Origin of the sequence: Kitasatospora sp. NPDC058218 (genome assembly GCF_042882445.1) — a bacterium.
Lineage (GTDB): Bacteria > Actinomycetota > Actinomycetes > Streptomycetales > Streptomycetaceae > Kitasatospora.
On record NZ_JBHVWC010000055.1, the window covers coordinates 45695 to 70720 of the forward strand.

25 protein-coding genes are annotated in these 25026 nt (G+C 73.9%); 9 read left to right on the forward strand and 16 right to left on the reverse strand.

All coding sequences use genetic code 11. From position 1 onward, the window contains the following. The first annotated feature begins 133 nt into the window (after nt 1-133). The 3 genes from ACFVYI_RS30285 (at nt 134) to ACFVYI_RS30295 (ending at nt 3343) form a co-directional block, all read left to right on the forward strand. Entirely contained in the window at nt 134-337 is a 204-nt protein-coding gene (locus ACFVYI_RS30285) for a cold-shock protein (protein WP_329487154.1), read from the forward strand. A gap of 157 nt (nt 338-494) precedes the next feature. Further along, a complete protein-coding gene (locus ACFVYI_RS30290) occupies nt 495-2165 on the forward strand; it encodes a DEAD/DEAH box helicase (RefSeq protein WP_387891514.1) in 1671 nt (556 codons plus the stop codon). Nucleotides 2166-2518: 353 nt separating this feature from the next. Beyond that, entirely contained in the window at nt 2519-3343 is an 825-nt protein-coding gene (locus ACFVYI_RS30295) for a ricin-type beta-trefoil lectin domain protein (protein ID WP_387891515.1), read from the forward strand. Between the two features lie 20 nt (nt 3344-3363). Here ACFVYI_RS30295 and ACFVYI_RS30300 read toward each other — a convergent pair whose 3' ends face one another. The 11 genes from ACFVYI_RS30300 to ACFVYI_RS30350 form a co-directional block, all read right to left on the reverse strand. Further along, nucleotides 3364-4209 (reverse strand): sirohydrochlorin chelatase, encoded by an 846-nt coding sequence (locus ACFVYI_RS30300; protein ID WP_387891517.1) that lies wholly within the window; start codon nt 4207-4209, stop codon nt 3364-3366. Between the two features lie 10 nt (nt 4210-4219). Further along, the gene (locus ACFVYI_RS30305; RefSeq protein ID WP_387891519.1) at nt 4220-5122 is read right to left on the reverse strand and encodes an ABC transporter permease; all 903 of its coding nucleotides are present in this window, start codon (nt 5120-5122) and stop codon (nt 4220-4222) included. Continuing rightward, complete coding sequence (locus tag ACFVYI_RS30310; protein ID WP_387891520.1) at nt 5109-5912, reverse strand: ABC transporter ATP-binding protein; 804 nt, start codon at nt 5910-5912, stop codon at nt 5109-5111. The genes ACFVYI_RS30305 and ACFVYI_RS30310 overlap by 14 nt, the downstream gene beginning before the upstream one ends. Before the next feature lie 235 nt (nt 5913-6147). Next, nucleotides 6148-7305, reverse strand: coding sequence for an aliphatic sulfonate ABC transporter substrate-binding protein (locus ACFVYI_RS30315; protein ID WP_387891522.1), 1158 nt, complete (start codon nt 7303-7305; stop codon nt 6148-6150). 270 nt (nt 7306-7575) lie between these two features. Beyond that, nucleotides 7576-8901: a sulfate adenylyltransferase subunit 1 gene (locus ACFVYI_RS30320; protein ID WP_387891524.1), complete on the reverse strand. Its 1326-nt coding sequence runs from the start codon at nt 8899-8901 to the stop codon at nt 7576-7578. After that, the gene (gene cysD / locus ACFVYI_RS30325; protein WP_387891553.1) at nt 8902-9834 is read right to left on the reverse strand and encodes a sulfate adenylyltransferase subunit CysD; all 933 of its coding nucleotides are present in this window, start codon (nt 9832-9834) and stop codon (nt 8902-8904) included. 17 nt (nt 9835-9851) lie between these two features. After that, nucleotides 9852-10433 carry an adenylyl-sulfate kinase gene (gene cysC, locus ACFVYI_RS30330; RefSeq protein ID WP_387891555.1) on the reverse strand — a complete coding sequence of 194 codons (582 nt, stop codon included), beginning with the start codon at nt 10431-10433 and terminating at the stop codon, nt 9852-9854. Between the two features lie 67 nt (nt 10434-10500). Further along, the gene (locus ACFVYI_RS30335; protein WP_387891525.1) at nt 10501-11202 is read right to left on the reverse strand and encodes a phosphoadenylyl-sulfate reductase; all 702 of its coding nucleotides are present in this window, start codon (nt 11200-11202) and stop codon (nt 10501-10503) included. Further along, the gene (locus tag ACFVYI_RS30340; RefSeq protein ID WP_387891527.1) at nt 11183-11380 is read right to left on the reverse strand and encodes a hypothetical protein; all 198 of its coding nucleotides are present in this window, start codon (nt 11378-11380) and stop codon (nt 11183-11185) included. The genes ACFVYI_RS30335 and ACFVYI_RS30340 overlap by 20 nt, the downstream gene beginning before the upstream one ends. 141 nt (nt 11381-11521) lie before the next feature. Next, entirely contained in the window at nt 11522-13246 is a 1725-nt protein-coding gene (locus ACFVYI_RS30345; protein WP_387891529.1) for a nitrite/sulfite reductase, read from the reverse strand. A gap of 198 nt (nt 13247-13444) precedes the next feature. After that, nucleotides 13445-13528, reverse strand: coding sequence for a putative leader peptide (locus tag ACFVYI_RS30350; RefSeq protein ID WP_329492070.1), 84 nt, complete (start codon nt 13526-13528; stop codon nt 13445-13447). Between the two features lie 177 nt (nt 13529-13705). On the opposite strand from ACFVYI_RS30350, the gene ACFVYI_RS30355 reads away from it, so the two are divergent. The 3 genes from ACFVYI_RS30355 (at nt 13706) to ACFVYI_RS30365 (ending at nt 17151) form a co-directional block, all read left to right on the forward strand. Continuing rightward, the gene (locus ACFVYI_RS30355; protein WP_387891531.1) at nt 13706-14995 is read left to right on the forward strand and encodes a YihY/virulence factor BrkB family protein; all 1290 of its coding nucleotides are present in this window, start codon (nt 13706-13708) and stop codon (nt 14993-14995) included. Nucleotides 14996-15297: 302 nt separating this feature from the next. Further along, a complete protein-coding gene (rsgA, locus tag ACFVYI_RS30360; RefSeq protein ID WP_387891534.1) occupies nt 15298-16428 on the forward strand; it encodes a ribosome small subunit-dependent GTPase A in 1131 nt (376 codons plus the stop codon). Nucleotides 16429-16572: 144 nt separating this feature from the next. Next, nucleotides 16573-17151, forward strand: coding sequence for a YdeI family protein (locus tag ACFVYI_RS30365; protein WP_387891535.1), 579 nt, complete (start codon nt 16573-16575; stop codon nt 17149-17151). Nucleotides 17152-17215: 64 nt separating this feature from the next. On the opposite strand, the gene ACFVYI_RS30370 is transcribed toward ACFVYI_RS30365, so the two are convergent. Further along, nucleotides 17216-17671 (reverse strand): ASCH domain-containing protein, encoded by a 456-nt coding sequence (locus ACFVYI_RS30370; RefSeq protein ID WP_387891537.1) that lies wholly within the window; start codon nt 17669-17671, stop codon nt 17216-17218. A gap of 236 nt (nt 17672-17907) precedes the next feature. Between ACFVYI_RS30370 and ACFVYI_RS30375 the strand changes: the two genes are divergently transcribed. Both ACFVYI_RS30375 and ACFVYI_RS30380 read left to right on the forward strand, forming a co-directional pair. Next, nucleotides 17908-19428, forward strand: coding sequence for a DNA-3-methyladenine glycosylase 2 family protein (locus ACFVYI_RS30375; protein ID WP_387891538.1), 1521 nt, complete (start codon nt 17908-17910; stop codon nt 19426-19428). After that, nucleotides 19425-19934 (forward strand): methylated-DNA--[protein]-cysteine S-methyltransferase, encoded by a 510-nt coding sequence (locus ACFVYI_RS30380; RefSeq protein WP_387891539.1) that lies wholly within the window; start codon nt 19425-19427, stop codon nt 19932-19934. Before ACFVYI_RS30375 ends, ACFVYI_RS30380 begins: the two co-directional genes overlap by 4 nt. A gap of 21 nt (nt 19935-19955) precedes the next feature. Here ACFVYI_RS30380 and ACFVYI_RS30385 read toward each other — a convergent pair whose 3' ends face one another. Both ACFVYI_RS30385 and ACFVYI_RS30390 read right to left on the reverse strand, forming a co-directional pair. Further along, nucleotides 19956-20489, reverse strand: a complete 534-nt coding sequence (locus ACFVYI_RS30385; RefSeq protein ID WP_387891541.1) for a GNAT family N-acetyltransferase — start codon at nt 20487-20489, stop codon at nt 19956-19958. Nucleotides 20490-20594: 105 nt separating this feature from the next. Beyond that, a complete protein-coding gene (locus tag ACFVYI_RS30390) occupies nt 20595-21209 on the reverse strand; it encodes a MarR family winged helix-turn-helix transcriptional regulator (RefSeq protein WP_387891543.1) in 615 nt (204 codons plus the stop codon). Between the two features lie 217 nt (nt 21210-21426). Here ACFVYI_RS30390 and ACFVYI_RS30395 point away from each other — a divergent pair, with 217 nt between their 5' ends. Further along, on the forward strand, nt 21427-22860 hold the full coding sequence (locus ACFVYI_RS30395; protein WP_387891545.1) for an MFS transporter: 1434 nt from the start codon (nt 21427-21429) through the stop codon (nt 22858-22860). 53 nt (nt 22861-22913) lie between these two features. Here the strand turns inward: ACFVYI_RS30395 and ACFVYI_RS30400 are convergent, their stop codons facing one another. Then, a complete protein-coding gene (locus ACFVYI_RS30400; RefSeq protein ID WP_387891547.1) occupies nt 22914-23630 on the reverse strand; it encodes a response regulator in 717 nt (238 codons plus the stop codon). Then, entirely contained in the window at nt 23627-24853 is a 1227-nt protein-coding gene (locus ACFVYI_RS30405) for a sensor histidine kinase (protein WP_387891548.1), read from the reverse strand. The genes ACFVYI_RS30400 and ACFVYI_RS30405 overlap by 4 nt, the downstream gene beginning before the upstream one ends. Nucleotides 24854-25026: the final 173 nt, after the last annotated feature.

A 25026-nucleotide genomic window follows, 5' to 3' on the forward strand; every position in this document is an offset into this window, starting at 1 on the left:
TGTGTGCGCCTGCTGGTTCAACCCAACAGGCGCATTTGTTTTGTCCGGTGTTTCAGTCTCCGGATGGGGATCGCGGCTACTTGGGGTCCACGAAGTGTGGGCTCTGATGCCCCAGTTTTTTGAGGAGACGGTTATGGCTACCGGCACCGTGAAGTGGTTCAACAGCGAAAAGGGCTTCGGCTTCATCGAGCAGGATGGTGGCGGCGCTGACGTGTTCGCCCACTACTCGAACATCAGCGCTCAGGGCTTCCGTGAGCTCGTCGAGGGCCAGAAGGTCGAGTTCGACGTCACGCAGGGCCAGAAGGGCCCGCAGGCCGAGAACATCCGCGTCATCTGAGTCCAGCTTCCGAGCTGACTCGCGATCTCGCGTAGCGAGGGCCCGTACCGCACGGTGCGGGCCCTCGCGCATGCCGCCGAACGGCCGGGGCGGCGAATTCCCACCCGACGGCCGACCAGCCCCGACCGGGCTGTGCCTCCCATCGGATGGAGAATCCATGACCACCCCTGCCCGCGCACCCCGTGACGGCGACCGCACCAACGACCGCGGCGGCGACCGTTCGCGCAAGCCCCGCACCGGCGGCGGCGCCCGCAACGGCGGCGCCCCCCGAGCCTCCCGCGGCGGTGCCCCGCGCAACAGCGCCCCGCGCGCCGCCCAGGCGCCCGCCGACTTCACCGTCGTCCAGGGCACCCCGTCCCGGCCCCCGGCGGCGACCTTCGCCGAGCTGGAGCTGCCCAAGGGCCTCCTCAACACGCTGACCCGCGAGGGCGTCACCGCGCCGTTCCCGATCCAGGGCGCCACCCTGCCGGACTCCATCGCCGGCCGCGACGTGCTCGGCCGCGGCCGCACCGGCTCCGGCAAGACGCTCGCCTTCGGCCTGTCGCTGCTGGCCCGCACGGCCGGCAAGCGCGCCGACTCCCGGCACCCGCTGGCCCTCGTCCTGGTGCCCACCCGTGAGCTGGCCCAGCAGGTCACCGATGCGCTCACCCCGTACGCCACCGCCGTCAACCTGCGGATCACCACCGTCGTCGGCGGTATGTCGATCACCCGGCAGGCCAACGCCGTCCGCCGTGGCGCCGAGGTCCTGGTCGCCACCCCGGGCCGGCTGGACGACCTGATCAACCGCGGCGACGTCCGACTGGACGACGTGGCCATCACCGTCCTCGACGAGGCCGACCAGATGGCCGACATGGGCTTCCTGCCGCAGGTCACCAAGCTGCTGGAGCAGGTCGCCGAGGGTGGGCAGCGGATGCTGTTCTCCGCCACCCTGGACCGCAACGTGGACCGGCTGGTCAAGCGCTTCCTGACCGACCCGGTGACCCACTCGGTCGACCCGTCGGCCGGCGCGGTGACCACCATGGACCACCACGTGCTCCAGCTGGAGGCGGCCGACAAGGCCTCCGCCACCGCGCACATCGCCTCCCGCGAGGGGCGCGTGATCATGTTCGTGCACACCAAGCACGGCGCCGACCGCCTCGCCAAGCAGCTGCTGGCCAACGGCGTGAAGGCGGCGGCCCTGCACGGCGGCAAGTCCCAGCCCCAGCGCAACCGGGTGCTCGACCAGTTCCGCGACGGCCTGGTGACCGCGCTGATCGCCACCAACGTCGCCGCCCGAGGCATCCACATCGAGGGCCTCGACCTGGTCGTCAACGTGGACCCGCCGATCGACCACAAGGACTACCTGCACCGCGGTGGCCGCACCGCCCGGGCCGGCGAGTCCGGCACGGTCGTCACCCTGGTGCTGCCCGACCAGCGGCGCGAGGTCAACCGGCTGATGACGGTGGCCGGCATCCGCCCGACCACGACGAAGATCCGCCCGGGCGACGCCGAGCTCACCCGGATCACCGGCGCCCGCACCCCCAGCGGCGTGCCCGTCGCCGTGGTCGTCCCGGCCTCGGCCGCCGCCCCGGCCGCCGAGGCCAAGGCCGGCGCACCCCGCCGCCGCCCGGGCAAGCGCTCCGGCCTGCCCACCGACGTCGACATGAACGGCAACCCGCGCCGCCCGCGTCCGAAGCAGCGCCTCGGCGGTGCCGGCGGCGGCCAGGGCGGCGGCAGCCGCCAGGCGGCGGGCTTCATCGGCCGCTCCTCCGGCCGCCCGCAGCCCGGCTCCGGCTCCAAGACCGGCGGCAACTACGGCACCGGTCGCCAGCGCCGCAAGGCCGACTGAGTCCTCCCGGACGAACGGCCCGGCTCCCCCTCGGCGGGGGAGCCGGGCCGTTCGCGTTCCCGGGGTGTTCACGTTCCGGCCGGATCGGCGGACCCGCCGGACGGGCGGGCCGATGGCGCGGGCGGTCCGGGGCCGTCCGGCGGTGCTGCTCCCGGCCGGTCGGCCGGGCCGGCAGGGGGTCACCTCGATGCGGTCGTCCGTAGACGAAGCGCTGGCGGATTACCGCCCTCGCCGTTGACGACTCTCACATCCTCCCCGGAGGCTTCACCTGACCCGCACATCTGATGCAGCGTCATCATGCGCTGCCGGACGGCGGATCGACCCGGACCGTCGTCTTCGGAAGGACCTTCCTGATGCGCCGTACCATCACCGTGCTGGCCGCCGCCCTGTTCGCCGGGGCCGCTGCGCTGGCCGCGCCCGCCGCTGCCCAGGCCGCGCCGGTCGCCGCCACAGCTCGGCCTGCTGCCATCGATCGGGCCGCTGCCATCGATCGGGTCACTGTCGCCGATCGGGCCGCGCCCGCCGCCGGTGTCACGCAGGCCGCCGCCGCGGGATGCTTCGCCTACGCCTCGGCCTGGAACGCGATCGGCAACTGTTCCGGCATCGACCCGCTGCAGACCTGGTACGTCATGACGAACTGCCAGTACTGGTCCAACAACGTCCCCTTCAACCGCCTGATCGTCAGTGGCATGGCGCAGGGCGACGGCGTCGTCACGCTGCCCTGCAGCGTCAACGAGACCGTGGTGGGGCCGACCGTGAGGTTCGGCCAGGTGCTCCCGCCGGAGCCGGCCGGACCGGTCGGGCAGATCACCGGGTACGCGAGCAAGTGCGTGGACGTGAAGGCCGCGAGCAGCGCGGACCGCACCCCCGTCCAGATCTGGGACTGCAACGGCACCAACGCCCAGCAGTGGAAGATCGCCACCGACGGCACCGTCCGCGCCCTCGGCAAGTGCCTGGACGTCGCCGGCGCCGGCACCGCCAACGGCACCAAGGCGCAGCTCTACAGCTGCAACGGCACCGGTGCCCAGCAGTGGCAGGTCCGCGCCGACGGCTCGATCCTCAACCCGCAGTCCGGCCGCTGCCTCGACGACCTGGGCTTCTCCACCGCCAACGGCAACCAGCTGGGCATCTGGGACTGCAACGGCGCCGCCAACCAGGTCTGGCACGTCCCCGCGTGATGACCTGACCGCGCCGAGGCTCAGGCGGTGAGGGCAGGGGCCCTCTCCACCGTCGCGAGCAGCGCCGCGTCGAAGCGGGTCAGCAGGAGGCGGGCGATCTCGGGGGCCGCACCGAGGACACCGGCGAGGACGTCCGCCTCCGCCTCGGCGGCGGCGTCCGCGATCCGGTCGGGGAGCAGACCGGGGGCGAGCAGGTAGGGCGCGACGGCCACCCGGTCGGCGCCGGCGGCGCGCAGGGCGGCGACGGCGTCGGGGACGCGCGGGCCGGTGGCGGAGGCGTACGCGACCTCGACGGCGGCCCAGCCGCGGGTCCGGCGCCACTCGGCGGCCAGCGCGCGGGTGGCGGCGTCGGCGGCCGGGTCGGAGGAACCCGCGGCGGCCAGCACGACGCCGGTGCGGGCGCGCACGCCGGGGGAGGCGGCGGCCAGCCCGGCCTCGGCGAGGCGGCGGTCCAGCGCGGCGAGCAGGAGCGGCGAGGGGCCGGGGAGCGGTCCGGCCGCTCGTGCCGCGTCTGCGACGAGCGGCCGCACCGGCCCCAGGACGTCCGCGACCGGCAGTTCGGTGCCGGCGGCGCGGAGGGCGGCGGGGATGTCGTGCTTGGCGTGGAAGGCCCGGTTGAGCAGCAGCGGGACGGCGACCGCGTGGGCGCCGAGCCGGCCGGCCACCTGCGGGATCCGCGGCGCGCAGTGGTCCAGGTAGGCGGTGGCGAGCTCCAGCCCGGGGCGCAGGGCCCGGACCTCCTCGGCCAGGGCGGCCACCGTGGCGGCGTGCCGGGGGTCGCGGCTGCCGTGGGCGATCAGCAGCAGGGCGGGGCGGTCCGCCGCCACCGGGGTGGCGGCGGCGACGGACAGCCGGCGTTCGAGCATCGGAGGAGCCTTACTTGACGGAGGCCAGCAGGCCGCGGTTGCGCAGCACCCGGCGCTCCAGCGGAGCGAAGAGCAGGAGGTCGATGGCGATCCCGACGAACAGGATCAGGATGATGCCGAGGAGGACGCCGGACATGCTGGCGGACTCCCGCTGGTTCTCCAGGTACCGGCCCAGGCCCAGGCCCAGGTCGGGGGAGGAGGCGACCAGCTCGGCCGCCATCAGGGAGCGCCAGGAGAACGCCCAGCCCTGCTTGAGGCCGGCCAGGTAGCCGGGGAGGGCGGCCGGCAGCAGGATGTGGCGGGCGTTCGACAGGCCGGTGGCGCCCAGGGTGCGGCCGGCCCGGAGGAACAGCGGCGGCACCTGGTCGATGCCGGCCACCAGGCCGTTGGCGATGGAGGGGACGGCGCCGAGCAGGATGACGGCGTACATCATCGAGTCGTTGATGCCGAGCCAGATGACGGCGGCGGGCACCCAGGCGACCGAGGGCAGCGACTGCAGGCCGGAGAGCACCGGCCCGAGCGCGGCCCGGACCGGCTTGACCCGGGCGACCAGCAGGCCGATCGGGGTGCCGATCACCACGGCGATCAGGAAGCCCGATATGCCGCGCCAGACGCTCGTCCAGACGATGCTGAACAGCGTCCCGGCCTCCCAGAGGCCGACCAGCGCGTCCCAGACGTCGGCGGGGCTCGGCAGCTTGTAGGAGGAGGTCAGTTCGAGGCTGTAGGCGCCCTGCCAGAGCGCCAGCACGAGCAGCAGCCCCAGCAGCGGGGGCAGCGCCTTCTTCCGCAGGATCTCGCCGAGCGGCACGCGCCGCACCTGGACGGCGTCCAGCGCGTCGAGTCCGGCGCCGACGTCGGCGATGTCCCCCGGCTGGTCCTTGGCCAGGGTGATGGTGCTGTCAGTGCTGGCCATGGCGGCGGATCTCCCCACGCAGTTCTTCGGTGATCTCGATGGACAGGTCGGCGACGCCGGAGGACTCGATGCGGCGCGGCTGCGGCAGGTCGATCCGCCACTCGCGGGCGACCCGGCCGGGGCGGGAGGAGAGCAGCACCACGCGCTGGGCGAGCCGGACGGCCTCCCGCACGTTGTGCGTGACGAACAGGACGGAGAGCTTGCGTTCGGCCCAGATCCGGGTGATCTCGTCGTGCAGCACGTCCCGGGTGATGGCGTCGAGCGCGGCGAACGGCTCGTCCATCAGCAGCACCGAGGCGCCCTGGGCGAGCGCGCGGGCCAGCGCGACGCGCTGGCGCATGCCGCCGGAGAGCTCGTGCACGCGCTTGTCGTAGGAGCCGCCCAGGCGGACGAGTTCGAGCAGCCGCTCGGCCTCGGGGCGGCGCTCGGGGCGGGGCACGCCGGCGAGCTTGAGGGCGAGTTCGATGTTCTTGCCGGCGGTGAGCCAGGGGAACAGCGCGTGCTCCTGGAACATCAGCGCGGGGCGACCCCCGGGGACCTCGATCGTGCCCGCGGTGGGCTTGTCGAGACCGGCGACCAGGTTGAGCAGGGTGGACTTGCCGCAGCCCGAGGCCCCGAGCAGCGTGACGAACTCGCCGGGCGCGACATCGAGGGTGATGTCGTCCAGGACGTGCGTCTGGGCGCCGGGGCGGCCGAAGGACTTGTGCACGTGCGAGATCCGGACGGCGGGCGAGCCGTCGCGGGTGTCGACGCCGGCGGCGTCGCCCGAGGTGGTCAGTGCCGGGGTCATCCGGACACCTCCTGCATCTGGGGAACCTCCCAGCCGGGGCCGGGGGGTGGTCATGGGCCCCTCCTGCCGGTCGGGCGGGCGAGGAGGGAGGGTGGCGAGAGATCGGGGCCGGGGTCCGGCCCCGCCCGTCCCGTGTGCTTGGGGGCACCGATCGGGCATCGACCGGGCGGGCGGGGAGCCGGACCGCGGGGCTTGGGCGGCAGCGTGCCGCAGGTGCCGCGGGTGGCGGGTGGCGCTACTTGGCGCCGAGACCGGCGTCCGCCACCGGGCTCTGGCCCTTCTCCTTGAGCACCTTGTTGAGCAGCGTGAGGTCGTAGATCCCGGCCAGGTTCGGCTTCTTGAGCAGCCCGGCGGTGACGGCGTGGTCGGCCTCGGCCTGCAGGGTGTTGGCCAGCGGGTCGTCCAGGAAGTCGATGTCGGCCCAGGCCGGGTCGAGGACGGCCGGCGGCAGCGCGTTGCCGGCCTCCTTCTTGACGGCCTCGTTGGCGTCGGCCTTGGCCTTGTCCGGGTTGGCCTTGATGAAGGCGTTGGTGTTCACCGAGCCGCGCAGCACGGCCTCCACCACGTCCGCGTGCTCCTTGAGGAACTTCTGCGAGACGATGATGTTGGTGATCACGAACTTCTTGTCCGGCCAGACGTCCTTCTCGTTGAGCAGGACCTTCGCGCCGAGGGTGACCAGCTTGGACGCGGTCGGCTCCGGCACCCAGGCGCCGTCGATGGCGCCGGAGCTGTACGCGTCCGGGGTGACCTTGTTGTCGGTCCGCAGGACCGAGACGTCGCCGGCGCCGGTGTCGGGGTTGACCTTCAGCCCCTTGCCCGCCAGGTAGTTGAGCAGTGCCACGTCCTGGGTGTTGCCGCGCTGCGGGGTGGCGATCTTCTTGCCCTTGAGGTCGTCCAGGCTCTGGACCTTGTCGGGGTTGACCACCAGCTTGACGCCACCGGAGGCCGAGCCGCTGATGATCTTCAGCGACTCGCCGTTGGACTGGGTGTAGCCGTTGATCGCGGGGGAGGGGCCGATCCAGCCGATGTCGATGGAGCCGGCGTTCAGCGCCTCGATCTCGGCCGGGCCCGCGTTGAAGACCTGGGGCTTGATCTGGGTGGCGCCCAGCTCCTTCTGGAAGATCCCCTCCTGGAGACCGACCAGCGGGGTGCCGTGGGTCAGGTTGGCGAAGTAGCCGATCTTGACCGTGTCGGCGGAGAGCTTCACGCCGGAGGCGGAATCACCGGCGGCCGCCGCGGTGTTGGGCTTGTCGTCCTCGCTCTTCGAGCCGTAGCCGCAGGCGGAGAGCAGGGCCACGGCGGTGAGGCCGGCGACGGCGGCCACGGCGGAGCGTCTGATCCGGCCGGCGGCGGGGTGTGCGGAGCTATGCGGAAGTGCCTGGTTCGGTGCCATGGGCGAAGTCCTGTTCACGGACGGACCGTCGGAAGGGCGGTCCAGGGCGGGAAGTCGGTCGGGTGGTGCTCGCGGCATCGGGGGATGCCGGGCAAGCCGGGTCGGTGCGCTGCACCAGCTGTGGGGTGGGACAGCGGCCGGCCCGGTGACAGGGCTCTGGTCAGCCCTGTCGGCCCACACATCGGGTCAGGCCGCCCTGGCCGCTGCCGAGGACGCCGCTGCCGATGCGGCCGCCTTCCTTGTCCATGCCCGAGAACGCCTCGCTGGGCATCAGACCCAGTCCTCCTCTTCGGGTACGTCGGGTGTGTCGGTGCGTACGGTGTCGAAGGCCTCGCCCGCCATGCCGGCGGTGAGGGTGGTGCCGTCGGCCGGGTCGATCAGCAGGAACGAGCCGGTCCGGCGGTTCTCGCTGTAGCCGTCGAGCGCCAGCGGCTCGGCGGTGCGCAGCACCACGTGGCCGAGGTCGTTGACGCCCAACCCCTCGGCGCCGGAGCGCTGTTCGAGGGTGTCGATGTCGATCCGGTAGGAGATCTCCTTGACCAGCGCGCGCACGGTGCGGGTGGTGTGCTTGAGCAGCACCTTGTCGCCGGCGCGCAGCGGGCGCTCGTTGAGGTGGCTGACGGTCGCCTCGATGTCCTTGGTGGGCACCGGGGCCGGTCCGGCCGCGATCAGGTCGCCGCGGGAGATGTCGATGTCGTCGGCCAGGCGGACGGTGACCGACTGGGGGGCCCACGCGAGGTCCGTCTCCCGGCCGAGCGCGTCGATGCCGGCGACGGTGGTGGTGTGGCCGGAGGGCAGCACGGTCACCCGGTCGCCGACCCGCAGCACGCCGGAGGCCAACTGCCCCGCGTAGCCGCGGTAGTCGGGGTGCTCGTCGCTCTGCGGGCGGATCACGTACTGGACCGGGAAGCGGGCCGGCCGGAGGCTCGGGTCGGTCCCGACCGGGACGGTCTCCAGGTGCTCCAGCAGGGTCGGGCCGCCGTACCAGTCCATGTGGGCGGACGGCTCGACCACGTTGTCGCCGGCGAGGGCGGAGATCGGGACGGCGACCACGTCCTTGACGCCCAGCGAGGCCGCGTAGGCGGTGAACTCCTCGGCGATGGCGGCGAAGACGGGCTCCGCGTACTCGACCAGGTCCATCTTGTTGACGGCCAGCACGACGTGCGGCACGCGCAGCAGCGCGGCGACGGCGGCGTGCCGGCGGGTCTGCTCGACCACGCCGTTGCGGGCGTCCACCAGCACGACGGCGAGTTCGGCGGTGGAGGCGCCGGTCACCATGTTGCGGGTGTACTGCACGTGCCCGGGGGTGTCGGCGAGGATGAACCGCCGGCGGGGCGTGGCGAAGTAGCGGTACGCGACGTCGATGGTGATGCCCTGCTCGCGCTCGGCGCGCAGGCCGTCGGTGAGCAGCGCGAGGTCGGGCGCCTCCTGGCCGCGGCTCAGGGAGGCGCGCTCGACGGCCTCCAACTGGTCGGCGAGCACCGACTTGGAGTCGTGCAGCAGGCGGCCGACCAGGGTGGACTTGCCGTCGTCGACGGAGCCGGCGGTGGCGAAGCGCAGCAGGGAGGTGGCGCTGTTCTCGGTGGTGGTGCTCATTTAGAAGTATCCCTCGCGCTTGCGGTCTTCCATCGCGGCCTCGGAGAGCTTGTCGTCGGCCCGGGTGGCGCCGCGTTCGGTGAGGCGGCTGGCGGCGATCTCGGTGATGACGGCCCGGATGTCGGTGGCGTCGGAGTCGACGGCGCCGGTGCAGGACATGTCGCCGACCGTGCGGTAGCGGATCAGGCGCCGCTCGACCGGCTCGTGCTCCTTGGGACCGCCCCACTCGCCGGCGGTCAGCCACATGCCGCTGCGGGAGAAGACGTCGCGCTCGTGCGCGTAGTAGATCTCGGGGAGCTCGATGCCCTCGCGCTCGATGTACTGCCAGACGTCCAGCTCGGTCCAGTTGGAGAGCGGGAAGACGCGCACGTGCTCGCCGACCGCGTGCCGGCCGTTGTACAGCGACCAGAGCTCGGGGCGCTGGCGGCGCGGGTCCCAGGCGCCGAACTCGTCGCGCAGGGAGAAGACGCGCTCCTTGGCGCGGGCCTTCTCCTCGTCGCGGCGGCCGCCGCCGAAGACGGCGTCGAAGCGGTTGCCCTCGATGGCGTCCAGCAGCGGGACGGTCTGCAGCGGGTTGCGGGTGCCGTCGGGGCGCTCGCGCAGCCGGCCGTCGTCGATGAAGTCCTGGACGTGGGCGACGTGCAGGCGCAGGTTGTGCTTAGCGGCCACCCGGTCGCGGTACTCGATGACCTCGGGGAAGTTGTGACCGGTGTCGACGTGCAGCAGCGAGAACGGGACGGCGGCCGGCCAGAAGGCCTTGAGCGCCAGGTGCAGCATGACGATGGAGTCCTTGCCGCCGGAGAAGAGGATCACCGGGCGCTCGAACTCCCCCGCGACCTCGCGGAAGATGTGCACCGACTCGGCCTCCAACGCGTCCAGGTGGGACAGCGCGAACGGCCCCCCGGAGTTGTCGGGGTCGTCGGTGTGGACCAGGTTGTCGGTCGCGGTGGTCACGCGAGACCCCTCTCGGTCAGGAAGGCGTGGAGTTCGGCGGCGCTCTCGGCCACCTCGCGGCCCTGGGTCTGCAGCCGCAGCTCCGGGTCCACGGGGGCCTCGTACGGGTCGTCGACGCCGGTCAGGCCGGAGATCTCACCGGCCGCCTGCTTGGCGTACAGCCCCTTGACGTCACGCTCGGCGCAGAGCTCGACGGGGGTGGCGACGTGGATCTCCAGGAAGTCGGTGCCACGGGCGGCGTGACGCTCGCGGACCGCCGCGCGGGAGTCCGCGTACGGGGCGATCACCGGGGCGAGCACCTTGACGCCGTTGGCGGCGAGCTTCTCGGCGACGAAGCCGATCCGGGTGACGTTGGTGTGCCGGTCCTCGCGGGTGAAGCCGAGGCCCTTGGAGAGGAACTCGCGGATCTCGTCGCCGTCCAGGACCTCGACCCGGTGGCCCTCGGCGCGCAGCCGCTCGGCCAGGGCGAAGGCGAGCGTGGTCTTGCCGGCGCTCGGGAGCCCGGTCAGCCACACGGTGGCGCCGCGCTCGCAGGGGCCGGCCGCGGGGGCCGCCTCTGCGGCTCCGTCGGCGGCCAGGGTGGTGGCTGTGCTCACGGTGAAGTCTCCAGACGGGTAGTGACGGTGGATCGGTGGTGACGGCGGGTCAGAGGTGGATGCCGCACTCGGTCTTGCCGGAGCCGGACCAGCGGCCTGCCCGGGCGTCCTCGCCCTCCGCGGGCTTGCGGGTGCACGAAAGCGGCGAGCAGCCGACCGACGTGTAGCCCTCCCACAGCAGCGGGTTGAGCAGGACGCCGTTGGCGTTGACGTAGGCGTCCACGTCCTCCTGCGTCCAGCGGGCGATCGGGGCGATCTTGACCTTGCGGCGCTTGGCGTCCCAGGCGACCACCGGGGTGCCGGCCCGGGTGGGCGACTCGTCGCGGCGCAGCCCGGTGGCCCAGGCGTCGTAGCCGGCGAGCCCGCGGTTCAGCGGCTCGACCTTCCGCAGCGAGCAGCAGAGGTCCGGGTCGCGGTCGTGCAGCTCGGGCCCGTACTGGGCGTCCTGCTCGGCCACCGTCCGCAGCGGCTTGAGGGTGATGAGGTTGACCGGCATCACCGCGGCCACCGCGTCCCGGGTGCCGATGGTCTCCGGGAAGTGGTAGCCGGTGTCCAGGAACACCACGTCCACGCCGGGGAAGACCGAGGAGGCGAGGTGGGCGACGACCGCGTCCTCCATCGAGGAGGTGACGCAGAACCGCCGGCCGAAGGTGTCGGCGGCCCAGGTCAGGATCTCCTGCGCGGTCGCCTCCTCCAGCTCGCGGCCGGCGGCGGTCGCGATCGCCTCGTAGTCAGTCGTCGTGCCGGTCATGTGACGTACCCCCGTGAGTCGCCGTACTTCCGTTGGCCGCCGACAGCAGGCCGAGGAACTTCAACTGGAAGGCCCGGCGGCAGCCGTGGCACTCCCAGGCGCCGTGCCCGGCCTCGGAGGGGCGCAGGTCCTCGTCGCCGCAGTAGGGGCAGAAGAAGGGTGCCGCTCGCTCGCTCATTGCCCACCTCGCTTCGCTCGGCGTCCGCTTCGCGAGACGCGCCCCTGCCCGATGGTTCGCTCGCTCCGCTCGCTCATTGCCCACCTCGCTTCGCTCGGCGTCCGCTTCGCGAGACGCGCCCCTGCCCGATGGTTCGCTCGCTCACGACAACTGCTCCTCGCCGGCCCGGGCGGCCCACTGGGCGAAGCGCTCGCCCTCGGTGCGGTCGGCCTGGTAGCGGGTCAGGACGCGCTCGACGTAGTCCGGCAGGCCGTCCTTGGTGACCTTGAGGCCGCGGACCTTGCGGCCGAAGCCGGCCTCCAGCCCGAGCGCGCCGCCCAGGTGCACCTGGTAGCCCTCGACCTGCTCGCCGTTCTCGTCGGTCACCAGCTGGCCCTTGAGGCCGATGTCGGCGACCTGGATGCGGGCGCAGGCGTTCGGGCAGCCGTTGATGTTGATGGTCAGCGGCTCCTCGAAGTCCGGCAGGCGCTTCTCCAGCTCGTCGATGAGCGTGCGGCCGCGCTCCTTGGTCTCGACGATGGCGAGCTTGCAGTACTCGATGCCGGTGCAGGCCATGGTGCCGCGGCGGAAGGGGGAGGGGGTGACGCGCAGGTCCAGCGCCTCCAGGCCGGCCACCAGCGACTCGACCCGGTCCTCGGCGATGTCGAGGACGAGCATCTTCTGCTCGGCGGTGGTGCGCAGCCGGTCGCTGCCGTGCGCGGCGGCGAGGTCGGCGATCTGCCCGAGCAGGGTGCCGTTCACCCGGCCGACCCGCGGCGCGAAGCCGACGTAGTAGTTGCCGTCCTTCTGCCGGTGCACGCCGACGTGGTCGCGCCAGCGGCCGCTGGGCTCCTTCGGCGCGGGCCCGTCGACCAGCTGGTACTTGAGGTACTCGTCCTCCAGCACCTGGCGGAACCTCGCCACGCCCCAGTCGGCGACCAGGAACTTCAGCCGGGCGCGGTTGCGCAGCCGGCGGTAGCCGTAGTCGCGGAAGATGCCGATGACGCCGCCGTAGACGTCGGCGACCTCGTCCAGCGGGACCCACGCGCCCAGGCGGACACCGAGCTTGGGGTTGGTGGAGAGACCGCCGCCGACCCAGAGGTCGAAGCCGGGGCCGTGCTCGGGGTGTTCGACGCCGACGAAGGCGATGTCGTTGATCTCGTGCGCGACGTCCAGCAGCGGGGAGCCGGAGACGGCGGACTTGAACTTGCGCGGCAGGTTGGAGAAGTCCTTGTTGCCGATGAAGCGGCGCTGGATCTCGTCGATGGCGGGGGTGCCGTCGATGATCTCGTCCTCGGCGATGCCGGCCACCGGGGAGCCGAGGATGACGCGCGGGGTGTCGCCGCAGGCCTCGGTGGTGGACAGGCCGACGGCCTCCAGCTTCTGCCAGATCGCGGGGACGTCCTCGATCCGGATCCAGTGGTACTGGACGTTCTGCCGGTCGGTCAGGTCGGCGGTGCCCCGGCCGTACAGCTCGGAGACCTCGGCGATCGCCTTGAGCTGGGCGACGGTCAGCCGGCCGCCGTCGATGCGGACGCGGAGCATGAAGAACTCGGCGTCCAGCTCGTGCGGGTCCAGGATCGCGGTCTTGCCGCCGTCGATGCCTTCCTTGCGCTGGGTGTAGAGACCCCACCAGCGCATCCGGCCGCGCAGGTCGGCCGGGTCGATCGAGTCGAAGCCGCGCTTCGAGTAGATCGTCTCAATACGTGTCCGTACGTTGAGACCGTCGTCATCCTTCTTGAACTGCTCGTTGGCGTTCAGAGGAGTGAAGTGGCCCATGCCCCACTGGCCCTCACCACGGTGGCGGGTCACCTTGCGAGGCGCGGCGGGGCGGCGCGCCTCGGCGCGGTCTGCCGTGGGCTCGGCTGTCTCGGGGGTGGTGGCCATGGTGAAGTCCTTCGGGGCAGGTGGCTCTGACGCCGGGTGGGTCGCTGGGCGTGCTCGGCCCGGTGCTACTGCTGTGACCTGCGGGTTTCTCAAGGCCGGGAGAGCAGTGACCGTGGCCGGGCGGGCGCCTGCGCATCCTCTGCGGCGGGGATGGCGAGGTGGTGGCGCCGGGTGCGGTGGGTGGCGGCGGGGTGGGGCTCAGATCACCGGACAGATGGCGCTGGACACGCGAAGGAGATCGACGTGGAGTCGACCTACTAGGGTGGTTCCGGCGCTAGGCATGGCAAGAGATTCGCACGGCGCACGACGCGAGGTCCACTAACGTCCGTATTGTGGACTCAAAGGTTTCGCATTCCGAGATGCCGCGACGTTCCCGCCGCTCCCCGGATCGGACCCCCGTCGACCGGTCCGCGACACGGGAGATCAACGGACCTGCCCCGGCCCGATACCGTTAGGCCTGTGCAAGCAGCAGGCGAAACGACGAGACCGAACCCGGAGCGGCCCTCCCGTCGTCGGGGCAAGGGCTCCCGGCGGGCGACCAAGCGGGTCACCTGGCGCAGTACGGCCTGGGCGCTGGTCAAGGACACCACCAACACCTGTGTCGAGTACCGGGTCACCGGCCTCGCCGCGGAGGCGGCGTTCTTCACCCTGCTGTCCATTCCGCCGCTGCTGCTCTGCCTGGCCGGCACCCTCGGGTACCTGGACGAGTTCCTCGGCGCCGGCACGATCGACAAGCTGAAGTCGGACATCGTCTCGGCAGCCGGGACGGTGCTCTCGGACTCGTCGATCAAACAGGTCGTCGTGCCGCTGCTGAACGACGTGTTCGACCACACCCGGCCCGACCTGATCTCGATCGGCTTCCTGCTCTCGCTCTGGTCCGGCTCCCGGGCGCTCTACATCTTCATCGACACCATCACGGTGATGTACGGGCTCGACGGCAAGCGCGGCATCGTCAAGACCCGGCTGATGTCACTCGGCCTCTACCTCGGCGCCCTGGTGATCGGCTCGCTGGTGCTGCCGCTGCTGATGGCCGGGCCCGGGCTGGTGCAGAACGCCGTGCCGGACCTCGCGACGCTGGTCAACGCCGCCTACTGGCCGGTGGCGATCCTGCTGCTGATCGTCTTCCTGACCACCCTGTACCACCTCGCCGTGCCCGTCTCCACGCCCTGGCGGGAGGACATCCCGGGTGCGCTGGTCGCGCTGGTGGTGCTGGTCTTCTGCAGCGTGGCCCTGCGCCTCTACCTGGTCAGCTCGGTCGAGGGCCCCTCGGTGTACGGCTCGCTGGCCGCGCCGGTGGCCGTGCTGCTCTGGATCTTCGTGGTCGCGCTCGCGGTGCTGATCGGCGCCGCGATGAACGCGGCGATAGACCGCCGCTGGCCCACCCTGGAGACCGCCGACGCCCGGGCCGAGAACGAGCGCGCGCAGGAGGAGGCCGCCGCCGCGGTGGTCCGCGAGGTGGCCGCCCGGCGCGCCGTCGAGCGGGCCCGGCGGGCGCGCGAACTCGGCCTCGCCGAGGGCGCCGAGGAGGAGTACGCGGAGGAGGGTGAGGACCTCGACGTGCCCTCCGAGTACCCCGAGCGCTGGGCCGACGTGCTCGCCGCCGACAACGTCCGGGCCCGGCTCACCACCCGGGGCGGCCCGCACCACCGGCCTGCCCCGCCGCCGCCGGACAGCGACCGCCCGACCGCGCCGCCCCCCGAGCGCACGCTGCCCGGCCACCCGCCGCGGCCGCCGTGGGACCAGCGCTGACGCGGTGCGGGCCGGCCGGGCACTCCGGGGCCGGCCGCCGGTGGAAGGCCGCGTCGGCGCAGGTGAAAAACCGGTTGGCAGGCTCGGGAGCGGCCGCTACGGTGTGAGCAGTTCGGTTCGGGGGCCGCTTTGCCGGCCCATGGAGAAGCAGGAGGTGAGCCTCGTGATTGTCATTGCCGTCACGGCTGCCCTGGGCAGCGCTCGCATACACCACCTCTCCCTCCCGGCCGCCGGCTGACGACGCCTCTTCGCGCGCAGCCGTAGCCCGCCGGGATCAGTTTCCTCCCGAAGGGCCCACCGCGTTGTTCAACGCTGCCTCCGTTCCGTCGTTCTCCCTCTCTTCTTCCGACTCCCTCGACTCCCTTGACTTCCCGCTGGCCGGCTACGGCTGGACGGCCGAGTCCGAGGAGTACTTCGCCCCGCTCGCCGAGGCCGGGCTGACGCCCGCCCGGATCGTCCGGGTCGACCGCGGCCAGTGCGACGTCGTCCTGGCCGACCCGGCGACCGGCGAGCTGTGCACCGTCCGGGCCGACACCCGGTCGGTCGGCGACGCCGACATGATCAACTGCCCCTGCACCGGCGACTGGGCGGCCGTGGACCTCGCGGCCGAGCCGATGCCGTCCGTCGCGGCCCTGCTGCCGCGTTCCACCGCGATCATCCGCAAGGTGGCCGGCAAGCGATCGGACGGCCAGGTGCTGGCGGCCAACGTCGACACCGTGCTGATCGCCGCCTCGCTCGCCGCCGAGCCCGACCTCGGCCGGATCGAGCGCTTCCTCGCCCTGGCCTGGGAGTCCGGCGCCGAGCCGGTGGTCGTGCTCACCAAGGCCGACCTGGTGGACGACGCCGACTTCATCCGGTCCGACGTCGAGTCCATCGCGCCCGGCGTCACGGTGCTGGTGGTCAGCGCCGAGACCGGCGAGGGGGTGGACGTGCTGCGCGCCTGCACGCCCGGCACCACCGCCGTGATCGGGCAGTCCGGCGTCGGCAAGTCCACCCTGACCAACGTGCTGGCCGGCGCCGAGGTGATGGCCGTTCAGCAGGCCCGCGCCGTCGACCAGAAGGGCCGCCACACCACGACCACCCGTGAGCTGACCCTGCTGCCCGGTGGCGGCGTGCTGATCGACACACCCGGCCTGCGCGAGGTCGGCCTCTACGGCGGCGAGGGCGTGGCGATGGCCTTCTCCGACATCGAGGAGCTGGCCGAGGGCTGCCGCTTCCACGACTGCGGGCACCACACCGAGCCCGGCTGCGCGGTGCAGGCCGCGCTGGCCGACGGCACGCTCCCGCAGCGGCGGATGGACAGCTACCTCAAGCTCCAGCGCGAGAGCGAGTGGATCGCCTCCCGTTCGGACGCGCGGCTGGCCTCCGCCCGGCTGAAGAAGTGGAAGGTCATCACCAAGTCGGTGCGCGCCCGGGGCACCGTGAAGCCGTGAAGCCGTGATGACGGCCCGGCCGGGCGGCAGGCGGGCGCGCGGTGCGTCGGCCCGTCGCCCGGCCGTCCGGTCGTCCGGTCCGGCCACCCTCGCCCGGCCTCGGCCGGGGCGTCCGACGGCGGGCCGGCCGCTACGCTCGACCGCGTGGACGAGATCGACGGGGTGGAGGTCGTCACCTTCGCGGACGCCCGGGCCTTCGAGGACTGGCTGGCCGGCAACCACCCGCGCCGCGAGGGCGTGTGGATCAGGGTCGCCAAGCGGAAGTCCGGCATCGGGTCGGTCACCGACGAGGAGCTCGTCGACATCGGGCTCTGCTACGGCTGGATCTCCGGGCAGCGCCGCTCGCTCGACGCGCGGTACTACCTGCAGAAGTACGGACCGCGTCGACCCAGGAGCCTCTGGTCGCAGGTGAACGTCGACCGGGTGGCGGCGTTGACGGCCGGGGGCCGGATGCGCGAACCCGGGCTCGCCGAGGTGCGTCGTGCCCGGGCGGACGGCCGGTGGGCGGCGGCCTACGCGTCGCAGCGGGCGGCGACGGTTCCGTCCGAGCTCGCGGCGGCGCTCGACGCGGACCTCGCGGCCCGGCAGGCCTTCGAGGCACTCGACCGGACGGCGCGCTACCAGCTCGTCCTGCCGTTGCTCCAGGCGCTCACGCCGCGGGCCCGGCGGGCCCGGCTCGACCGGGCCCTGCGGCAGCTGACGGGCGGCGACCGCCCGGCGTGACCGGGTGCGGCGGCGCGCGGACGGGCCGGGCGCGGGCGGGCCGGGTGGCGCGGCACCCGGCCGGTCAGCGGAGGTCGGCCACCACGCGGAAGCGCTCCAGCACGACGGGAGTGGTGTCGTCCACGGTGAAGCCGGGATCGGCCAGGGCGGCCCGCATCTCCTCGCCGTGCCAGAAGCCTTCGTGCCCGGAGCGCCACTCGGCCACCGTGGTGTAGCCCTCGCCCTCGTCCACGGCGTGCCGGAGGTCGACCTCCGCGAGCGGGACGACCCGGACGTCCGTCGTCTCGATCACGGCCACCACCCGGCCGTCCGAGTCGATCACCGCCGAGCGGACGCCCACCTGCGGCAGCGGCTCGTTCCCGTGCTCGTAGTCGGCGACCAGGCCGGTGGTGCTGATCTTGGCGCCGCTGAGGACGGCGGCGACCAGCCTGTCGCGCAGCGGTCCGGGAAAGGCGAACTCCTCCACCCGCAGCGCGGTGACCCGGGGGTCGTCCGGGCCGGTGTACGGCTGCACGGTCACGGGAGGCTCCTCGTCGGTGGGCAGGCGGGCGAGCGGTCTGGCGGGGTCGGCAGGCTCGCAGCTCGGGCGCGCGCACCGGCCGCCGCGCAGGCTCCGGCCAGGGTAGCCGCGGCCCGGCCGGACGGCTCGTGGTTTTCCGGCGGCCGGGCCCGGCCCCGCCCCGCCCCGGCGGCCCCTTCACGCCCATGTCCGATTCCCGCCAGTCACACCCCGCCGAGTGCCGCAGACTGGACAGCGTGATCGACGACGACATCCGGTACCGAGCCGTGGACAGCCGGGACGCCCGCTTCGACGGCGTCTTCTTCACGGCCGTCACCTCGACCGGCATCTACTGCCGACCGAGTTGCCCCGCCGTGACCCCCAAGCGCGTCAACTGCACCTTCTACCCCAGCGCCGCCGCCGCGCAGGGCGCGGGCTTCCGCGCCTGCCGGCGCTGCCGCCCCGACGCGGTGCCCGGCTCGCCCGAGTGGAACCACCGTGCCGACCTGGTCGGCCGCGCGATGCGGCTGATCGGCGACGGCATCGTGGACCGCGAGGGCGTCGCGGGCCTGGCCCACCGCCTCGGGTACAGCTCCCGCCAGCTCCAGCGCCAGCTCACCGCCGAACTCGGCGCCGGGCCGATCGCGCTGGCCCGTGCCCGCCGCGCCCAGACCGCCCGGTTGCTGCTGCAGACCACCGAACTGCCGGTCACCGAGATCGCCTTCGCGGCCGGGTTCGCGTCCGTCCGGCAGTTCAACGACACCGTCCGCGAGGTCTACGACCGCACGCCCAGCGGGCTGCGCGCCGAGGTCGCGTCGGGGCGGCGCACCGCGACCCCGGCCGGCGGTCTCACCCTGCGCCTGGCCTACCGGGGCGCGCTGGACAGCGACCACCTGATCGACTTCCTGGCCCTGCGCGCCGTCCCCGGCGTGGAGGAGGTCGTGCCCGGCCCGCGCCCCGGCGTCCGTACCTACCGCCGGACCCTCGCGCTCCCGTACGGCCACGGCATCGCCGAGGTGGACGGGCTCGCGGCCGACGAACCGAGGACCCGCGGCTGGCTGGACTGCCGCCTCTTCCTGGCCGACCTGCGCGACCTGCCGACCGCCGTCCAGCGGTTGCGGATCCTGTTCGACCTGGACGCCGACCCGGACGCGGTGGACGGCCGGCTCGGCACCGATCCGGTGCTCGGCGCGCTCGTCCGCGCCCGCCCCGGACTGCGCTCGCCCGGCCACGTCGACCCGCACGAACTGGCCGTCCGCGCCGTCCTCGGCCAGCAGGTCACCGTCGGCGCCGCCCGCACCCTGGCCGGCCGGCTCGCCGAGAAGTACGGCACGCGGCTGCCGGAGCCGAACGGCGGGCTGCGGCTGCTCTTCCCGACCGCCGGCGCGCTGGCGGTGGCCGACCCCGAGGACTTCGCGATGCCGGCCGCCCGCCGGCGGGCGCTCACCGGCCTCTGCGCGGCCCTGGCCGAGGGCGTCGTCCGGCTCGACGGCGGCGTCGACCGGGAGGAGGCGGCGGCGCAGCTGCTCGCCCTCCCCGGCATCGGGCCCTGGACCGTCGGCTACCTGCGGATGCGGGCCCTCGCCGACCCGGACGTCTTCCTGCCGAGCGACGTCGGCGTCCGCCACGGCCTCACCCGGCTCGGCGCCCCCGGCGACCCGAAGTCCGCCGACCGCGCCGCCGAGGCCTGGGCCCCCTGGCGCTCCTACGCCGTCCACCGGCTCTGGGCGGGCGCCGCGACCGACATCAGCACTGGAACGGAGAACACCCGCGCATGAGCACCACCGTCTTCACCTTCATGGAGAGCCCGTTCGGCCGGCTGCTGCTCAGCGGCCTCCTGCCGGAGGACGGCGGACCGGCCGCCCTGGCCACCGTCACCGCGCCCGGGCAGAAGTACGCGCTCGCCGAGCCCGCCGACGACTGGGTCCACGACCCGGACGCCCTCGCCGAGCCCGTGGCCCAGCTCACGGCCTACTTCGCCGGCGAGCGCACCACCTTCGACCTCCCGCTGGCCCCGATCGGCACCGAGTTCCGCCGGAGCGTGTGGGCCGCCCTGGACGACATCCCCTACGGCGAGACGGTCACCTACAGCCGGCTCGGCGAGCTGGCCGGCGCCTCGCCGAAGGCCGTCCGCGCGGTGGGCGGCGCCGTCGGCGCCAACCCGCTGCTCATCGTCCGGCCCTGCCACCGCGTCATCGGTGCCAGCGGCTCCCTCACCGGATTCGCCGCCGGGGTGGACCGCAAGCGTTGGCTGCTGGAGCTGGAGAGCGGCACGCTGTTCTGAGACCTGGTCACCCCCGGGCGGTCACCCGAGGTCGGCGCGGAGGTCCACCCGCCAGTCGTTGCTGCGCATGGGGCGCCCGGGCGGGAACTCGAAGTCGGTCTCGCCGAGCAGGGTGAAGCCGGCCTTGCGGCAGACCGCGTTGGAGGCGGGGTTGCCCACGTCGGGGAAGGCGTGCAGGTGGGGGTGGCGGGCCTCGGCGCGGGCCGCGGCGACGGCGGCCCTGGTGGCGGCGACGGCGATGCCCCGGCCCTGGTGGGGCGGCAGGACGTTCCAGCCCATCTCGTGCACCGTCTCGCCCCGCCACGTCCGGGTGCCGTAGCCGACGGTGCCGACGGGCTCGCCGCCGGGGAGCAGGACGATGCGGTACATGCAGCCGAGGCCCGCGGGGACGAAGTCCAGGTAGCGGCGGTGGCGGGCGAGGAGCTGCCGCTCGCTCTCCGGGCCGCCGACGTGCTTCTTCATCTCCGGGGTGTTGACCCGGCGGAGCAGCGCGAGGTCGGCGTCCGTCCAGGGCTCGATCCGCAGGTGGGCGGTGTCCGCGTGGGGGGCTTCCATGGGCGGACGGTAGCCGTTTCCGGGGCCGGCCGCCTTCGAGTATCCGGCCGGAGCCACCGGCCGCGGTCACTGCCCGGAGCCACCGGCGCGGGTCACCGGCCGGAGCTACCGGGGTGCGACCTGGTGCCCGGGCCCGGCCGGCTGCTGGATCGGCTGATCGTTCGGCTGCTCGGCCGGGGTCGGTGAGGCCAGGGCGCGGGCGAGCCGGTCGAGGGCGGGGAGCGCCTGCATGACGGCCTCGCGGTCGGTGGCGCTGAGGGTGCCGAGGGCGGTGGCGATGCGGCGCTCGTGGGCCTGCCGCCAGTCGTCCAACTGGCGCAGGCCGGCCGGGGTGAGCGCGATCCGGGCGGTCCGGCGGTCGCCGGGGTCGGCCTGGCGGTCGACGAAGCCGGCCTCCAGCAGCTTGCCGACCAGTCCGCTGACGGTGTTCGGGGCGAGCCGCTGGCGGGCGGCCAGTTCGCCGACCCGCAGCGGCGCGGCGGCCAGCGTCTGGAGGAGTTCGACCTGCGCCATCGGCAGGGACTCCCACGGGTAGTCGGTGCGGATGCTGCTGCGCAGGGCGCGGCGCAGCCGGGTCACCACGTCGGTCAGCCGTCGGGCGCGTTCGATCGCCGGAGCGGGCGGCTCCGCCGGGGCGCCGGGGTCGACCCCGGTCCCGGGGTCGGTCGGCGCTTCGGCCGGCTCGGCGGCGGGGTCGGGAACGGGGGGTGACGACGGCATGGCGGACAGCGTAGCGCCTGGTGGCGGCCGCTCCGCAGGTCCGACCGCTCACCGGGCGCCCGCTGCCGGGGGCCGCTCACCGATCGAACACCGGTCACCGGTCACCGGCCGCGCGTCGCGCGCCGGGCCGCCGGCCTCAGGGGTCGCGCGCGGGCCGAGGATCGCACACCGATCAGCTCGTAGAGAGAACATATCTGCATCCGATATATTTCGCCGTATGAACGCCACCGCCCTCGCCACCCGGCTGCTCACCGAGCGACCCCGGCCGCGCGGCATCGCCGGGTGGCGGCACGCCCACTGGCTGGCCGTCGGCACCGTCTGCCTCGGGGCCTTCCTCGGGCAGCTGACCGCGGGCATCACCGCCCTCGTCCTCCCCGCACTCGGGCAGCACTTCCGGGCCGACTTCGCAGCGGTCGAATGGGTCGCGCTGGCCTACCTGCTGGTGCTGGTAGCCCTGCTGGCCCCGGTCGGCCGGCTCTCCGACCTCGTCGGCCGCAAGACCATGTACCTCGGCGGCTTCGCCGTCTTCGCGCTGGCCTCGCTCGGCGCCGGGTTCGCCGGCAGCCTCGCCGCCCTGGTGGCCTGCCGGGCCGTCCAGGCGGTCGGTGGCGCGATGATGCAGGCCAACAGCGTCGCCCTGGTGGCGCGCGGCGTCCCCGGGCACGCGATGCGGCGGGCGCTGGGCATCCAGGCGGCCGCCCAGGGTCTCGGCCTGGCGCTCGGCCCCGGTCTCGGCGGACTGCTGGTCGAACACGCCTCCTGGCGCTGGGTGTTCTGGATCAATGTGCCGATCGGCCTGTTCGGCATCCTGGCGGGCTGGTTCCTGCTGCCCCGCACCCGCGCCGAGGCGTGGGCCCCGCGCGTGGGCGGCGACGGCCGGTTCGACCTGGCCGGACTGCTGCTGCTCACCGGTGCGACCACCGCGCTGCTGCTCGCCCTCTCCACCGCCTCGGGCCTGCCGCTGCCCGCCTGGGCCGCGGCCGGTCTGCTGCTCGTCGCGGTGCTGCTCGCACTCGGCCTGGTCCGCCAGGAGCGGCGGGCGGCGCGGCCGATCCTGGCGCCGGGCCTGGTCAACACCCCGGGCGTGCGGCCCGGCCTGGCCGTCGCGCTGATCGGCTACCTGCTGCTGTTCTGCCCGCTGGTGCTCGGGCCGGTGCTGCTCACCGGGGCGGGCGTACCGGTCCTGCGGGCGGGCCTGGTGATCACCCTGCTCCCGGCCGCCTTCGCGCTCGCCGCGACCGTCGGCGGCGGCCTGCTGCCCCGGGCCTGGTCGGACGTCACCCGGTGCCGGTTCGGCGCGGGCGTCGCGGGTGCCGGTCTGCTGCTCCTCGCGCTGCTGCCGGTGGGTGTCGCGACGGTCGCCGTCCCGCTGCTGGTCGCCGGGTACGGGCTGGGCCTGCTGCTGCCCGCCAACAACGCGCTGGTGATGCGGGCGATCCCGGCGGAGTGCTCGGCGGTCGGTGGCGGCATGGTCAACATGGCCCGCAGCCTCGGTACCGCGCTCGGCACCGCCCTGCCCGTCCTGGGTGTCCACCTGGCGGGCGCGGCGTCCGGCGGCCGGACGGTGCTGCTGACGCTCGCCGCCGTCGCCGTGCTCGCGGTGGTGCTGGCCCGCCCGACCGCGCGGCGCCCGGGCCCGGGCGCCGGGTGACCGTCGACGCCCGGCGCTCCGCCGCGCGCCGGGACCGGGCGCACCCGTCCCGGCTAGACGCGCCCGTCCCCGGGCGGGCCGCCGGCTGCCGCGCGGGCGGTGACCAGGCCCGATTCGTAGGCGGCGATGACCGCCTGGGCGCGGTCACGGACGGCGAGCTTGTCGAAGATGCTGGTGATGTGGTTCTTGACCGTGGAGAGGCTGATGTCCAGGTCGAGGGCGATCCCGGCGTTGTCGAGGCCGGTGGCCATCAGGCGCCACACGGCGACCTCGCGGGGGGTGAGGTCGCCCAGGCCGGTGGGGGTCGGCCGGGCGTCGCGGGGCGTCCGGACGTAGGTGGAGATCAGCCGGGTGAGCAGTCTCGGCGCGACGGCGGCCTCGCCGGCGTGGACGGTGCGGATCGCCGCGCCCAGCTCCTCCGGCGAGCTGTCCTTGGGCAGGAACCCGTACGCCCCGGCGCGCAGGGCGCCCACGACGTACTCGTCGAGGTCGAAGGTGCTGAGGGCCAGGACCCGGCAGCCGGGCACGGTGGCGGCGAGTTCCGCCGTCGCGTCGACGCCGTCGAGGACGGGCATCCGGATGTCCATCACCACGACGTCGGGGAGCAGTCGGCGCGCCAGGGTGACGGCCCGCGCGCCGTTCTCGGCCTCTCCCACCACCTCGAAGGACGGGTCGGGGGAGAGGATCAGCGACAGGCCGCGCCGGACCAGCGGCTGGTCGTCCGCGATCAGCACCCGGATCCGCGGTGGCGTCGGGCCGGTCCCGGTCATGTGGGCACTCCCTCGTGCTGGACGGCCGCCTCGGCCGCCTCGTCGGTGGTCAGCGGCAGTTCGGCCAGCACGGCGAACCCCCCACCGGCCTGCGGCCCGACGGCGAGGGTACCGCCGTGCAGGGCTACGCGCTCGCGCATGCCGATCAGTCCGTAGCCGCCCGGGCCCGCCGCCGGCGCCCCCTCCTGCGGCGGCGCGCCCCCGCCGTCGTCCCGCACCTCGATGGCGACCTCGTTCTGACGGTACGTCAGGACGACGGACGCGCGGGCCGGCCCCGCGTACTTGCGGGCGTTGGTGAGTGCCTCCTGGGCGATCCTGAACACCGTGAGGCCGACGGTCGGCGGCAGCGGGCGCCGCGGCCCGCGGACGCTCAGCTCGGTCGGCAGTCCGGCGACGCAGGACTCGGCGACCAGGCGGTCGAGGTCGTCGGCGCCGGGCTGCGGCAGCGGCGGCGCGGTCTCCGGCTCGTCCCCGGCCCGCAACACGTCGAGGAGCTGGCGCATCTCGCGCAGCGCGAGCCGCCCGGAGGACTCCAGGGTGACCAGGGCGTCCCGGACCACCTCCGGTCGGGCGAGGTTGGCCCGGGCCCCGCCGGCCATCAGCTGCATGGTGGTGATGTGGTGGGCCACGATGTCGTGCAACTCCCGTGCGATGCGGCGGCGTTCGTCGGCCACCGCACGGTCGGCGAGGAGTCTGCGGTTGGCCGCCACCTGCTGCTGCCAGCGGTTGACCGCCAGGGCGGTGCCGACGACGATCAAGGTGGAGAGGGGCGGCCCCAGAGCCTCCTGCCAGGGCGTGTTCCGGCCGTTGAACTGGCTCAGCAGCGTCAGCGCCACCGTCGCGGCGGCCGCGACCGCCGTCACCCGACCGGGGCAGGTCCGGGCGACCGTGTACAGGGCGACCACCAGGACGGCGCCGAAGTGGCTGGGCAGTGGCAGGGTCAGGGCGGCCGTCGCGTCGAGTGCCAGGACGGCGGCGAGCGCCGCCACCGGGTGGTGGCGCCGGGCGAGCAGCGGCGCGGCGGCCAGCGCGACGAGGAGGAATCCGGCCGCGCTCACCTCGTGTCCGCCGTCGGGCTCCTGGAAGAACACGTAGCTGAGCAGGTTCAGCGCGCAGGCGCCGCCGGTCACCAGTGCGTCGTTGCGGGACCACGGCGGCTCGGCCAGGTCGGTGTGCAGCGGCTCCCGGGCATCGCCGGGCCCGACGTCTCGGCTCGTGGACATGTCTGTTCTCCCCGTGTTCGGCCTCCCGGCCCCTCGGCCTCCCGGGACAGGTTTGCACAGCAACCTCGTCGGCAGCACCGCCGGCCGGTGCTTCGCGCCCTGGTCGGGACCCTCGTCGGGGGGGGGGGGGCGCCCCCCCGGCGGGGGTACAGCCCGGGGGGGGGGCCGGGGCC

Coding starts and splice junctions, on each gene's coding strand:
- ACFVYI_RS30285 (WP_329487154.1), top strand. CDS start 134: ATGGCTACCGGCACCGTGAAGTGGTTCAACAGCGAAAAGGGCTTCGGC.
- ACFVYI_RS30290 (WP_387891514.1), top strand. CDS start 495: ATGACCACCCCTGCCCGCGCACCCCGTGACGGCGACCGCACCAACGAC.
- ACFVYI_RS30295 (WP_387891515.1), top strand. CDS start 2,519: ATGCGCCGTACCATCACCGTGCTGGCCGCCGCCCTGTTCGCCGGGGCC.
- ACFVYI_RS30300 (WP_387891517.1), bottom strand. CDS start 4,209: ATGCTCGAACGCCGGCTGTCCGTCGCCGCCGCCACCCCGGTGGCGGCG.
- ACFVYI_RS30305 (WP_387891519.1), bottom strand. CDS start 5,122: ATGGCCAGCACTGACAGCACCATCACCCTGGCCAAGGACCAGCCGGGG.
- ACFVYI_RS30310 (WP_387891520.1), bottom strand. CDS start 5,912: ATGACCCCGGCACTGACCACCTCGGGCGACGCCGCCGGCGTCGACACC.
- ACFVYI_RS30315 (WP_387891522.1), bottom strand. CDS start 7,305: ATGGCACCGAACCAGGCACTTCCGCATAGCTCCGCACACCCCGCCGCC.
- ACFVYI_RS30320 (WP_387891524.1), bottom strand. CDS start 8,901: ATGAGCACCACCACCGAGAACAGCGCCACCTCCCTGCTGCGCTTCGCC.
- ACFVYI_RS30335 (WP_387891525.1), bottom strand. CDS start 11,202: ATGACCGGCACGACGACTGACTACGAGGCGATCGCGACCGCCGCCGGC.
- ACFVYI_RS30340 (WP_387891527.1), bottom strand. CDS start 11,380: ATGAGCGAGCGAGCGGCACCCTTCTTCTGCCCCTACTGCGGCGACGAG.
- ACFVYI_RS30345 (WP_387891529.1), bottom strand. CDS start 13,246: ATGGCCACCACCCCCGAGACAGCCGAGCCCACGGCAGACCGCGCCGAG.
- ACFVYI_RS30350 (WP_329492070.1), bottom strand. CDS start 13,528: ATGCCTAGCGCCGGAACCACCCTAGTAGGTCGACTCCACGTCGATCTC.
- ACFVYI_RS30380 (WP_387891539.1), top strand. CDS start 19,425: ATGAGCACCACCGTCTTCACCTTCATGGAGAGCCCGTTCGGCCGGCTG.
- ACFVYI_RS30385 (WP_387891541.1), bottom strand. CDS start 20,489: ATGGAAGCCCCCCACGCGGACACCGCCCACCTGCGGATCGAGCCCTGG.
- ACFVYI_RS30390 (WP_387891543.1), bottom strand. CDS start 21,209: ATGCCGTCGTCACCCCCCGTTCCCGACCCCGCCGCCGAGCCGGCCGAA.
- ACFVYI_RS30395 (WP_387891545.1), top strand. CDS start 21,427: ATGAACGCCACCGCCCTCGCCACCCGGCTGCTCACCGAGCGACCCCGG.
- ACFVYI_RS30400 (WP_387891547.1), bottom strand. CDS start 23,630: ATGACCGGGACCGGCCCGACGCCACCGCGGATCCGGGTGCTGATCGCG.
- ACFVYI_RS30405 (WP_387891548.1), bottom strand. CDS start 24,853: ATGTCCACGAGCCGAGACGTCGGGCCCGGCGATGCCCGGGAGCCGCTG.